Origin of the sequence: Pseudomonas sp. NPDC089392, assembly GCF_044749595.1 — a bacterium.
Classification (GTDB): Bacteria; Pseudomonadota; Gammaproteobacteria; order Pseudomonadales; family Pseudomonadaceae; genus Aquipseudomonas.
Genome location: NZ_JBIVIF010000012.1, coordinates 130948 through 142264, shown reverse-complemented (window position 1 = coordinate 142264; position 11317 = coordinate 130948). Strand labels below are relative to the sequence as shown.

Here is an 11317-nt window from a genome sequence, read left to right as displayed (position 1 = left end):
CACCTGGCACAGGAATAACTGGCCCGAAACAGATGTAGGAGCAGCCTTGTGCTGCGAAGCGCCGCGCGGGCGGCGCTCGATCTGTGCATCAACCTAAATCCCAAGCCATGCACCTGGAAGCCCTCACCCGGCCTCCCCCACATTCGGTCACGTTCAGCCAGGTCAATGCGCGCAGCGGCTGGTATCGCCTTGCTCGGCCGGCGCCTTGCGTGCTGCGGCCAGAATTGTCGCCAGCACGATCAACGCAGCCCCCGCCGCCATGCGCAGGCTCGGCTGATCACCAAACAACCACCAAGCCCCGATGATCGCGTACACCGGCTCCAGCGCAATGATCATACCGGCGGTACGCGCTTCCAGCCCTTCCAGGCTCTTGACGAACAGGAACTGCGACAGCCCGGTGCAGAACACCCCCAGCAGCGCCAGGTTGACCCAGTCACTGCCCCCCAGGCTGGTATTGCCCAGGTGAGTGAAGGCGAACGGCGCCACCAGCGCAGCCACCACCACGTTCTGCCAGAACGCCACCTGCATGGCATTCATGCTCGATGCATTGCGGCGGTTGGCCACGGTCAGCAGGGCGAACGCCAGGCCCGAACCGAGGCCCCAGAGCAGGCCGACGGTGCCTTTGTCGAGCAGATCGAAGGTGGGAACCACCAGCACCAGGCCGGCCGTGACCATCAGCAACAGCAAACCTTGCACAGCACCGATACGCTGGCCGAACACGCCACGCTCGATCATGGCGATGAACGCCGGGAAGCTGGCAAAGCCCAACGTGGCCACGGCCACGCCACCGACCTTGACGGCAATGAAGAAGGTCACCCAGTGGGTAGCCAGCAGAGCGCCGGTCAGGCCCAGTACTGGCAGGTTGCGCAAGGTCAGCGCATCGAGCAGGCGGGTGCCTTTAAGCCCGGCGACGAAGCCCAGGGCGATGAAGGCGAAGGTGGCGCGGCCGAAGGTGATGATGCTGGCGTCGGCTTCGATCAGGTGACCGAGGATACCGGTCAGGCCGAACAGCACAGCGGCGATGTGGGCAACGCACAGGGCGTTACGGTGGCCGGTGCTAGCTCCGGCTACGGGGATTGAAGTCGCGATCATGGCAGTCAAGTCTTCACAATGTGGCGCGCGCATGCACTCCCGGCTGCGCGACGCGGGTCTCTAATACTGGGAGTTTTATCGTTATGAGCCCGGACGAACTGCCCGGTGCAAAAAGGCGCCACAGCGTTGGAATTGTGAAGCGAGGCTGTTTTACTCGCGGTTACCACGTCGACCAGCCCACGGCGCGGGGCTGGTCGATGTGTGTATTATCTTTGTATACATGGTTTTCAGCCGATCGCGGGCGCCGTGTGCTTGTCTGATCGCGACATCGCTTGTTGCCTTGCTGCGCCGCGTTATTCGTCGCCGTAGTTCATGATCGACAGCAGCCGGATCGGCACCTGCACCAGTTGTTCCGGCCCGTGCGGGGTTTCGCCGTCGAAGGTAAGGCTGTCGCCGGCCTGCATGTGATAGAGCTGGTTGCCGTGGCGGTACACCAGTTCGCCCTCCAGCAAATGGAGGAACTCGGTGCCGGGGTGGGCGAAGGTCGGAAACTCTTCGCTGGCGTCGTCCATGCTCACCATGTACGCCTCGAAGTTTTTCTTTGGCCCCCTGGCGTGATTGAGCAAGTGGTAGGTGTGGCCCTTCTCGGTCCCGCGGCGCACCACTTCCAGTCCTTCACCGGCCTTTACCAACAGGGCGTTGCCGTCGGGCTGGTCATATTGGCTGAACAGCTTGGCCATCGGCATGCCCAGCACGTCGCACAGGCGGCTGAGGGTGTCGAGGCTGGTGGACACCTGGGCGTTCTCGATCTTGCTCAGCATGCCCTGGCTGATGCCGGCGATGCGTGCCACATCGGCGAGCTTGAGGGACTGGGCATGGCGCTGGCGCTTGATCTGCAGGCCCAGGTACTGCTCCAGGCGAAGGCGCGGTTCGGTTTCGGTCGACATCGAATGTCCTGCACGGTTTCAGTTCAAGAATAAAGATTTCGCACTGGGAAAGTGCGAAATGCAGCTGCGGTGGCCGCTTCTTTCCTCAGGTGAAAACAAGTTTCCCATAAATAGAGCATAAAAACCTGCCGGGGTTTTGGGTTGTCTGTGCCGGCCTCTTCGCGGGTGAACCCGCTCCTACATTGCCCTCTGCCCCCAGAAAATGAGGGGGGCAGCGCCCTTTCACCGGTCTTTGTACCGGCCTTTGTAGGAGCGGCTTTAGCCGCGAAGAGACCTGCACAGGCAACACAAGGCCATCGCCTTGAACAAAGTTGGCAAGCGCATTGCATTCCTGTGAGGAAAGTAAGTTTCTCGTGCGGAATCATTGCCCCTTACCCAGGAGTGTTCAACCCATGTTGCCAGCAGAAACCCAGCGCACCCTCGACCAGCACGGTATCAAGTACGTACTGGCACAGTTCGTCGATATCCATGGCGCGGCGAAAACCAAATCGGTGCCGGTCTCGGGCCTGAAGATGGTGGCCGAGGAGGGCGCCGGTTTTGCCGGGTTCGCCATCTGCGGCATGGGCATGGAACCGCACGGCCCCGACTTCATGGCCCGTGGCGACCTGTCCACCTTGCTTCCGGTGCCCTGGCAGCCAGGTTACGGCCGGGTGGTATGCGTGGGCCATGTCAACGGCCAGCCCTGGCCCTACGACAGCCGCTACGTGTTGCAGCAGCAGGTGCAACGCCTGGCCGATAAAGGCTGGACCCTGAACACCGGCCTGGAGCCGGAATTCAGCCTGTTTCGCCGTGACGAAGGCGGCAAGCTGCAACTGGTGGACGCCTCCGACAACCTCGACAAGCCGTGCTACGACTACAAAGGCCTGTCGCGCTCGCGGCTGTTCCTTGAACGCTTGACCGAGGCGCTGCAACCGGTTGGTTTCGACATCTACCAGATCGACCATGAAGACGCCAACGGTCAGTTCGAGATCAATTACACCTACAGCGACGCCATGGAGTCGGCCGACCGCTTCACCTTCTTCCGCATGGCCGCCGGTGAGATCGCCAATGACCTGGGCATGATCTGCTCGTTCATGCCCAAACCCGACCCCAAGCGTGCGGGCAATGGCATGCACTTCCACCTGTCGCTGGCCAGCAGCACCAACAAGAACCTGTTCCACGACCCGTCCGACAGCAGCGGCATGGGCCTGTCGAAACTGGCCTACCACTTTGCCGCCGGCCTGCTGGCCCATGGCCCGGCGCTGTGCGCCTTCGCCGCGCCTACGGTCAACTCGTACAAGCGCCTGGTGGTCGGGCGCTCGCTGTCTGGCGCCACCTGGGCCCCGGCCTTTGTCGCCTACGGCGCCAACAACCGCTCGGCGATGGTGCGCATTCCCTATGGCCGCCTGGAGTTCCGCCTGCCGGACGCCGGCTGCAACCCATACCTGGTCACCGCCGCGATCATCGCCGCCGGCCTCGATGGCATCGACCGCCAGCTGGAGCCGGGCGAGATGTGCAACGAGAACCTCTACAACCTGAGCCTGGAAGAGATCGCCGCACGCGGCATCAAGACCCTGCCGCAGTCGCTGAAGGAAGCCGCCGACGCGCTGGAGGCCGACCCGCTGTTCCGCGAGGTGCTGGGCGCCGAGATCGTCGACGAGTTCATCAAGCTCAAGCGCATGGAGTGGGTGGAGTACTGCCGCCACGTCTCGGACTGGGAAATCCAGCGTTATACCGAATTCTTCTGACCGCCAACCCTATCCCTGGGTAGCGGCAACAGCAGCGGCTACCCACTGCCTAGAAGGAGCATCACCATGTGTGGAATCGTAGGTCTGTACCTGAAAAAGCCCGAGCTGGAAGCCCAGCTCGGCAAGCTCTTCGAACCCATGCTCGAAGCCATGACCGATCGTGGCCCGGACAGCGCCGGTTTTGCCATCTACGGCGATGAGGTGGCCGATGGCTGGGTCAAGCTGACCCTGCAGGCCACTGACATCAACTACCCCTGGGCCACCCTGATGGGCCAGCTGGAAGGGCGCCTGGGCTGCTCGCTGGACTGGTTCCAGAATGCCAGCGCCGCCGTGCTCAAGGTGCATACCGAAGAAACCGCCGCCCGCGCTGCGCTGGCCGAGTTGGCCCCCGATGTACGCATCATGAGTGCCGGGCAGAGCATCGAAATTCTCAAGGGCATGGGCCTGCCGGCGGAAATTTCCAGCCGCTTCGGCCTGGCCGGCATGAAGGGCAGCCACATCATCGGCCATACCCGCATGGCCACCGAAAGCGCCGTGACCATGGAAGGCAGCCACCCGTTCTCTACCGGTGCCGACCTGTGCCTGGTGCACAACGGCTCGCTGTCCAACCACTTCCGCCTGCGCCAGGAGCTCAAGCGCGAAGGCATCAGCTTTGAAACCGACAACGACACCGAGGTGGCTGCCGGCTACCTGACCTGGCGCCTGCAGCAAGGTGACAGCCTGGCCCAGGCGCTGGATGGCGCGCTGGAAGACCTGGACGGCTTTTTCACCTTTGCCATCGGCACCCGCAACGGCTTTGCCGTGATCCGCGACCCGATCGCCTGCAAGCCGGCGGTGCTGGCCGAGACCGACGACTACGTGGCCATGGCCTCGGAGTACCAGGCGCTGGCCAGCCTGCCGGGCATCGAGAACGCCAAGGTCTGGGAGCCGGCCCCCGCCACCCTGTACGTCTGGGAGCGCGAAAGCGCCTGACCTGCCACCGAACCACTGGAGAACCTTATGAAGACGATCGACCTTTCCAGCACTTCGGTGCGTGTGCTCAACCAGTCCTTGCACGGTGAGGTGCAGGACCACGAATGGCGGGTGACCCGCCCCGACGGCAAGCACAACCTGGCCGTGGGCATCAACGCCGCCGTGGCAGTGGATATCGAAGGTCATGCCGGCTACTACTGCGCCGGCATGAACCAGCAGGCCAGCGTCACCGTGCACGGCAACGTCGGTGTGGGCGTGGCCGAGAACATGATGTCCGGCTCGGTACGGGTCAAGGGCAGCGCCTCGCAGGCCGCCGGCGCCACCGCCCATGGCGGGCTGCTGGTGATCGAGGGTGACGCCGGTGCGCGTTGCGGCATTTCCATGAAGGGTGTGGACATCGTGGTCGGCGGCAGCATCGGCCACATGAGCTGCTTCATGGGCCAGGCCGGGCGCCTGGTGGTGTGCGGCGACGCCGGCGATGCGCTGGGCGACTCGCTGTATGAGGTGCGCATCTACGTCAAAGGCTCGGTGCAGTCGCTGGGCTCGGACTGCATCGAGAAGGAGATGCGCGCCGAGCACCTGCAAGAGCTGCAGGAACTGTTGAGCCAGGCCGGCCTCGATCATAAGGCCGCCGATTTCAAACGCTACGGCTCGGCCCGCCAGCTGTACAACTTCAAAGTCGACAACGCCAGCGCGTACTGATCCAGGAGCACTCCCATGAGCGAACAATTCCCCCCGGTACTGCGTGAGTCGGCCACTTTCGATCGTCTGACTATCCAGGAAATCCAGCGTGCTGCCGAAACCGGCATCTACGACATACGTGGCGGCGGCACCAAGCGCCGCGTGCCGCACTTCGATGACTTGCTTCTGCTCGGCGCCAGCGTGTCGCGCTACCCGCTGGAAGGCTACCGCGAAAAATGCGGTACCGACGTGGTGCTGGGCACCCGCTTCGCCAAGAAGCCGATCCACCTGAAGATCCCGGTGACCATCGCCGGCATGAGCTTCGGCGCGTTGTCGGCCAACGCCAAGGAAGCGCTGGGCCGTGGTGCGACCATCGCCGGCACCAGCACCACCACCGGTGACGGTGGCATGACCCCGGAAGAACGTGGCCAGTCGCAGCACCTGGTGTACCAGTACCTGCCATCGCGCTACGGCATGAACCCCGACGACCTGCGCAAGGCCGATGCCATCGAGATCGTCCTCGGCCAGGGCGCCAAGCCGGGCGGTGGCGGCATGCTGCTGGGCATGAAGGTGACCGAGCGCGTGGCTGGCATGCGCACTTTGCCGATCGGCGTCGACCAGCGCAGCGCCTGCCGCCACCCGGACTGGACTGGCCCGGACGACCTGGCAATCAAGATCGCCGAGATCCGTGAAATCACCGACTGGGAAAAACCGATCTACGTGAAGATCGGCGCCAGCCGCCCGTACTACGACGTCAAGCTGGCAGTGAAGGCCGGTGCCGATGTGATCGTGCTCGACGGCATGCAGGGCGGTACTGCGGCTACCCAGGAAGTGTTCATCGAGCATGTTGGCATCCCGATTTTGCCAGCCATCCCGCAGGCGGTGCAGGCGCTGCAGGAAATGGGCATGCACCGCAAGGTGCAGCTGATTGTTTCGGGGGGTATCCGCAATGGTGCCGACGTGGCAAAGGCCATGGCCCTGGGTGCCGATGCGGTGGCCATTGGTACGGCGGCGCTGATTGCCCTGGGCGACAACCACCCGCGGCTGGACAGCGAGTTGAAGAAGATCGGTTCGGCGGCGGGTTTCTATGACGACTGGCAGAACGGCCGCGACCCGGCCGGGATTACCACCCAGGATCCGGAACTGGCCAAGCGGCTGAACCCGGAAGAAGCCGGCCGGCGCCTGGCCAACTACCTGCGGGTGTTGGTGCTGGAGGCGCAGACCATGGCGCGGGCGTGTGGCAAGTCGCACCTGCATAACCTGGATCCGGAGGATTTGGTGGCGTTGACCGTGGAGGCCGCGGCGATGGCGCGGGTGCCGTTGGCGGGGACCGCGTGGGTGCCGGGGCAGGCGCAGTACTGAGTTTTTGGTAATTGGGGCCGTGTTGCGGCCCTTCGCGGGCACGCCCGCTCCCACAGGTAAAGCACAGGGCTTGAGAGCTGTGCAACCCCTGTGGGAGCGGGCGTGCCCGCGAAGGGCAGCAAAGCAGCCCCAAGGGCCACCCATCATTCACACAGGAGTGACTCCATGAAGCACCTCACCCTCGCTGTAATGTTGTTAGCCCTGACTTCCCAGGCCCACGCCGCCGAAGCCACCCTGGACACCGGCAACACCGCCTGGATGATCGTGCTGGTGTATGCGCCGATCGCGAACATGGTTTGGGGCGGGCCAGGGGCATTGACGGTCAACTGGGGTGTGCTGGACTTTGCTGGCGGCACTGCGGTGCATATCAACTCTGGCGTGGCTGCTCTGGCTGCGGCTTTGATGCTGGGCAAGCGCAAGGGTTATCCGCAGGTGGCCATGCCGCCGCACAACCTCGGCTTTACCTTGGTGGGCGCGGGGTTGTTGTGGGTGGGCTGGTTCGGCTTCAACGTCGGCTCCGGGCTGGCAGCCAACCAGGGGGCTGGGGTGGTGATGCTGGCGACCATGGTGGCGGCCTGTGCGGGGATTGTGGGATGGTTGCTGACCGAGAAGGTGATGCATGGCCGGCCGACGGCGCTGGGGGCGGCTTCTGGCGCGCTGGCCGGGTTGGTCGGGGCGATTCTTGGGGCCATCAAGCTGACCATCGGGCTGCGGGCCAGCCGGGAAGAGGAAGAGCAGGGGCTGGACCTGGCGGAGCACAATGAGCGGGCTTACAACCTCTGATTGATGTAGTGCCTGTACTGGCCTATTCGCGGGTGAACCCGCTCCTACAGGGATACGCAAATCCTCGTAGGAGCGGGTTCACCCGCGAATAGGCCAGTACAGGTTGTATCAGTGCCCCATGGCCAACTTGGCACTCATTTGCCGGCGACGGTAAGCGCTGTCACGGCTGGCCAGCCACCAGTACAGCGGCGAAGTCACCGCCAACCCCACCAGCCACGACAGGTCAGCGCCATTGATGTACTCGGAAATCGGCCCGACATACAGCGGGGTGTTCATGAACGGGATTTGCACCACGATACCCACGGCGTAGGCAATCAGCGCCTGTGGGTTGTAACGCCCGTAGATACCGCCATCGACCTGGAAGATCGACTGGATGTCGTAGTCACCCTTGTGAATGGCATAGAAGTCGATCAGGTTGATTGCCGTCCACGGCACCAGCACCACCAGCAGCACCAGCACCATATCGACGAAGTGGCCGATGAAGTCTGCCGAGGCGAACACCGCCACCACGCAGCAGGCCGACAGCACGACCAGCGACAGCACTGCACGGCTCTTGGCAGTAGGGATCCAGCGGTAGGCGAAGGTTTGCACCAGGGTGATGATCGACAGCACTGCACCATACAGGTTGAGGGCGTTGTGACTGATCACGCTGAGCAGGAACAGCACCAGCATGATCGGGCCCAGGGTGCCGGTGGCCAGCTTGACCGCGTCCATGGTGTCCATGCCGGCAGGGATTGCCAGTACCGCCACGGCGCCGAAGATGAACGACAGGCTCGAACCCAGGGCCGAGCCGAGGTAGGTGGTCCAGAAGGTCGAGCTGACTTTTACATCCGCCGGCAGGTAGCGCGAGTAGTCCGACACATAGGGCGCAAAGGCGATCTGCCACAGCGCCGCCAGCGACACGGTGGCCAGCCAGCCGGCCAGGTTGAAGCCGCCGCGGGTGAGGAAGTCGTCACTCTGTACATGGGTAAAGATGTAGCCGAAACCGACCACGATACCGATACCCAGCACCCAGGTGCCGATGCGGTTGAGTACGTGGATGAAGCGGTAGCCGATGATGCCGATGATGCCCGAGCCCAACGCGCCAATGACGATGCCCACCGGTACCGGCACGGTGTCGACCACGCCATGCAGTGACTTGCCGGCGAGGACGATGTTGGAGGCAAAGAAGCCGATGTACATGACGCCGGCAATCACCACCACCAGCAGCGCGCCGAGGGTGCCGAACTGGGCGCGGCTCTGGATCATCTGCGGGATGCCCATTTGCGGGCCCTGGGCCGAGTGCAGCGCCATCAGTACGCCGCCGACCAGGTGGCCGACCAGGATGGCGACGATGCCCCACACCAGATTCAGGTGGAACAGCTGCACGCCCAGCGCGCCAGTGACGATGGGCAGCGGCGCGATATTGCCGCCGAACCACAGTGTGAACAGATCCCTTACCTTTCCATGGCGGTCTTGCGGGGGCACATAGCCGATCGTGTGTTTTTCTATCAGGGGTGCCGAATTGGCTGCACTGGTCATGACTGACTCCAAGGCAAGGTAGGGCATCGGGAGCTGCCCGGGGGCGTGCCGGCGAAGGGCGACGCGTTCTTGTTGGAGTGATGATGCGGGGCGCGGGGATAACGAGAAATTAGTAAATATGTACCCATAGGCCTTAAAAAACCTAAGGCTGACAAAAGCTTAAGCGGGTGATGGGAGCAAGGAGGGTGCCAGTTGGCTGGAGGGCTTGGGGTAGAGGGGTTGGGCCTTGTGTGGGCGGGAAACGGTGTACTTTGGTGGTGCGTCGTGCGCATTTTCAGGGCAGCTGAATGGTTGCCTGTGCCGGCGTCTTCGCGGGTAAACCCGCTCCCACAGGTATGGCACATGCCTTGAGGTATGTGGGGGCCCTGTGGGAGCGGGTTTACCCGCGAATAGGCCGGCACAGGAGAAAACAGCTACATCGGCAACAACCGATCCTGAATCACCTCTTTCATCACCAAAGTCGAGCTCAGGCGCTTCACATTGGGAATGCTGGTCAGTTGCTCGTCATACAGCTTCTGGAACGCCGGCAGGTCCTTGGCCACCACGTGCAGCAGGTAGTCAGGGTCACCGAACAGCCGCTGTGCCTCGACTATCTGCGGTATCTCGGCCAAGGCCGCTTCAAAGTCTGCCACCGGCTGACGGGTGACCTCGCGCAGGGTCACGAACACCAGCGCAGCAAAATTCAGCCCCAGCGCGCTCGGCGCCAGACGGGCGTGATAGCCCAGAATCGCCCCGGATTCTTCCAGTGCCTTGAGACGCCGATGGCAGGGCGACAGGCTGAGCCCTACGCGGTCGGCCAGCTCGGTTACCGACAGCCGACCGTCTTTTTGCAGCTCGGCAAGGATTTTTCGATCAGTTCTGTCCATGGGGAAGAATCTTCCAGTAAATAAATGCTGAGGGGGAATATACGAAAGAAAATCCCCGGGCGGAATCCGTAATCTTTCCTCATCCCAAGGCAGTAGATAAGGAAGATTCAAATGGCTATCAGTGTGCTGACGGCGTTCTGGGCCGTGTCGATGCTGTTCGTGATTACCCCGGGCGCAGACTGGGCCTACGCCATCTCGGCGGGCATGCGCGGGCGTTGGGTAATGCCCGCAGTGGCGGGGATGTTGTCGGGGCATTTCCTCGCCACCCTGGTGGTGGCGGCCGGGGTCGGCAGCCTGCTGGCGGGCCACCCGTTGGCGTTGACCTTGCTGACCTTGGCAGGGTGCAGCTACCTGCTGTGGCTGGGCGGTAACCTGTTGCTGAGCCCGGCATTGCCTTCGGCTGGGCAGGGCGGGGCCGGGGAGTCGGGCTCGCGCTGGGCATTGAAAGGTTTTTGCGTGAGTGGGCTGAACCCCAAGGTATTCCTGCTGTTCCTGGCCCTGCTGCCGCAATTCACTGACCCACAGTCGAGCTGGCCGGTGCCGTTGCAGATTTTGCTGCTGGGGCTGGTGCACCTGTGCAGCTCGCTGGTGATCTACTCACTGGTCGGCTTTGGCGCCAAGGCTGTGCTGAGCACCCGGCCAGGGGCGGCAAAGCTGGTCGGGCGGGTGTCGGGGGTGGCGATGATTACTGTGGCCCTGGGTTTGATAGCCGGACAGATCAACTGACTTCAGCGGTTACCAACAGCTTCGGATACACTCGCCGCATTCCAGCGCACAACCAGGATGTGCCCCATGCCCGATACAACCCAACTGCTTACCTTTGCCCTGATCTGCCTGGGCATGGTCCTGACCCCAGGGCCGAACATGATCTACCTCATCTCCCGCTCGATCTGCCAGGGCCGCAAGGCCGGGTTGATTTCCCTTGGCGGTGTGGCCCTGGGCTTTGTCATCTATATGCTCTGCGCTGCATTGGGCATCACCGCGCTGGTAATGGCTGTGCCCTTTGCCTATGACGCGTTGCGCATCGGTGGCGCGCTGTACCTGTTGTACCTGGCCTGGCAGGCGCTGCGCCCCGGTGGCCGCTCGCCCTTCCAGGTGCGAGACCTGCCTGCCGACAGCCCGCGGCGGCTGTTCACCATGGGCTTTGCCACCAGCCTGCTCAACCCCAAGATTGCCGTCATGTACCTGTCGCTGATGCCGCAGTTCATCGAGCCGGGGCATGGCAGCGTGCTGTTGCAGTCGCTGGTACTGGGCTCGACGCAGATCGCCATCAGCGTTTCGGTCAATGCGCTGATCGCGGTCATGGCGGGCTCCATTGCCGTGTTCCTCGCTCGTCGGCCGCTGTGGCAGCAGGTTCAGCGCTGGCTGATGGGCACGGTGCTGGCGGGGTTGGCCGTGCGCATGCTGGCTGAAGGGCGCCGTTGAG

The 11317-nt window shown here is 63.2% G+C and carries 10 protein-coding genes and 1 pseudogene; 7 read left to right on the top strand and 4 right to left on the bottom strand.

Translation table 11 applies throughout. From position 1 onward, the window contains the following. Positions 1 to 162: 162 nt before the first annotated feature. Positions 163 to 1092 carry a DMT family transporter gene (locus ACIP1G_RS13600; protein ID WP_400737684.1) on the bottom strand — a complete coding sequence of 310 codons (930 nt, stop codon included), beginning with the start codon at positions 1090 to 1092 and terminating at the stop codon, positions 163 to 165. 293 nt (positions 1093 to 1385) lie between these two features. Next, a complete protein-coding gene (locus ACIP1G_RS13595) occupies positions 1386 to 1979 on the bottom strand; it encodes a helix-turn-helix domain-containing protein (protein ID WP_400737681.1) in 594 nt (197 codons plus the stop codon). 392 nt (positions 1980 to 2371) lie between these two features. Between ACIP1G_RS13595 and glnT the strand changes: the two genes are divergently transcribed. The 5 genes and pseudogenes from glnT to ACIP1G_RS13570 form a co-directional block, all read left to right on the top strand. Further along, the gene (glnT, locus tag ACIP1G_RS13590; RefSeq protein WP_400737678.1) at positions 2372 to 3706 is read left to right on the top strand and encodes a type III glutamate--ammonia ligase; all 1335 of its coding nucleotides are present in this window, start codon (positions 2372 to 2374) and stop codon (positions 3704 to 3706) included. Positions 3707 to 3772: 66 nt separating this feature from the next. Further along, positions 3773 to 4678, top strand: coding sequence for a glutamine amidotransferase family protein (locus tag ACIP1G_RS13585; protein WP_400737675.1), 906 nt, complete (start codon positions 3773 to 3775; stop codon positions 4676 to 4678). Between the two features lie 27 nt (positions 4679 to 4705). Next, entirely contained in the window at positions 4706 to 5380 is a 675-nt protein-coding gene (locus ACIP1G_RS13580; protein ID WP_400737672.1) for a protein glxC, read from the top strand. 15 nt (positions 5381 to 5395) lie between these two features. After that, positions 5396 to 6721 (top strand): FMN-binding glutamate synthase family protein, encoded by a 1326-nt coding sequence (locus tag ACIP1G_RS13575; protein WP_051094862.1) that lies wholly within the window; start codon positions 5396 to 5398, stop codon positions 6719 to 6721. A 174-nt stretch (positions 6722 to 6895) separates the two neighbouring features. Then, a pseudogene (locus tag ACIP1G_RS13570) lies at positions 6896 to 7504 on the top strand (hypothetical protein); the annotation flags it as partial. A gap of 108 nt (positions 7505 to 7612) precedes the next feature. On the opposite strand, the gene ACIP1G_RS13565 reads toward ACIP1G_RS13570, so the two are convergent. Both ACIP1G_RS13565 and ACIP1G_RS13560 read right to left on the bottom strand, forming a co-directional pair. Next, a complete protein-coding gene (locus ACIP1G_RS13565; RefSeq protein ID WP_400737669.1) occupies positions 7613 to 9025 on the bottom strand; it encodes a purine-cytosine permease family protein in 1413 nt (470 codons plus the stop codon). Positions 9026 to 9438: 413 nt separating this feature from the next. After that, positions 9439 to 9891 carry an Lrp/AsnC family transcriptional regulator gene (locus ACIP1G_RS13560; RefSeq protein WP_015270735.1) on the bottom strand — a complete coding sequence of 151 codons (453 nt, stop codon included), beginning with the start codon at positions 9889 to 9891 and terminating at the stop codon, positions 9439 to 9441. A gap of 111 nt (positions 9892 to 10002) precedes the next feature. Here ACIP1G_RS13560 and ACIP1G_RS13555 point away from each other — a divergent pair, with 111 nt between their 5' ends. Together ACIP1G_RS13555 and ACIP1G_RS13550 are read left to right on the top strand one after the other, a co-directional pair. Beyond that, positions 10003 to 10617 (top strand): LysE family translocator, encoded by a 615-nt coding sequence (locus tag ACIP1G_RS13555; protein ID WP_400737665.1) that lies wholly within the window; start codon positions 10003 to 10005, stop codon positions 10615 to 10617. 66 nt (positions 10618 to 10683) lie between these two features. Further along, entirely contained in the window at positions 10684 to 11316 is a 633-nt protein-coding gene (locus ACIP1G_RS13550) for a LysE family translocator (protein ID WP_400737662.1), read from the top strand. Position 11317: the final 1 nt, after the last annotated feature.

Excerpts from the sequence above, each read along its gene's own strand:
- ACIP1G_RS13600 (WP_400737684.1), bottom strand. The coding sequence starts at position 1,092 with ATGATCGCGACTTCAATCCCCGTAGCCGGAGCTAGCACCGGCCACCGT.
- ACIP1G_RS13595 (WP_400737681.1), bottom strand. The coding sequence starts at position 1,979 with ATGTCGACCGAAACCGAACCGCGCCTTCGCCTGGAGCAGTACCTGGGC.
- glnT (WP_400737678.1), top strand. The coding sequence starts at position 2,372 with ATGTTGCCAGCAGAAACCCAGCGCACCCTCGACCAGCACGGTATCAAG.
- ACIP1G_RS13585 (WP_400737675.1), top strand. The coding sequence starts at position 3,773 with ATGTGTGGAATCGTAGGTCTGTACCTGAAAAAGCCCGAGCTGGAAGCC.
- ACIP1G_RS13580 (WP_400737672.1), top strand. The coding sequence starts at position 4,706 with ATGAAGACGATCGACCTTTCCAGCACTTCGGTGCGTGTGCTCAACCAG.
- ACIP1G_RS13575 (WP_051094862.1), top strand. The coding sequence starts at position 5,396 with ATGAGCGAACAATTCCCCCCGGTACTGCGTGAGTCGGCCACTTTCGAT.
- ACIP1G_RS13565 (WP_400737669.1), bottom strand. The coding sequence starts at position 9,025 with ATGACCAGTGCAGCCAATTCGGCACCCCTGATAGAAAAACACACGATC.
- ACIP1G_RS13560 (WP_015270735.1), bottom strand. The coding sequence starts at position 9,891 with ATGGACAGAACTGATCGAAAAATCCTTGCCGAGCTGCAAAAAGACGGT.
- ACIP1G_RS13555 (WP_400737665.1), top strand. The coding sequence starts at position 10,003 with ATGGCTATCAGTGTGCTGACGGCGTTCTGGGCCGTGTCGATGCTGTTC.
- ACIP1G_RS13550 (WP_400737662.1), top strand. The coding sequence starts at position 10,684 with ATGCCCGATACAACCCAACTGCTTACCTTTGCCCTGATCTGCCTGGGC.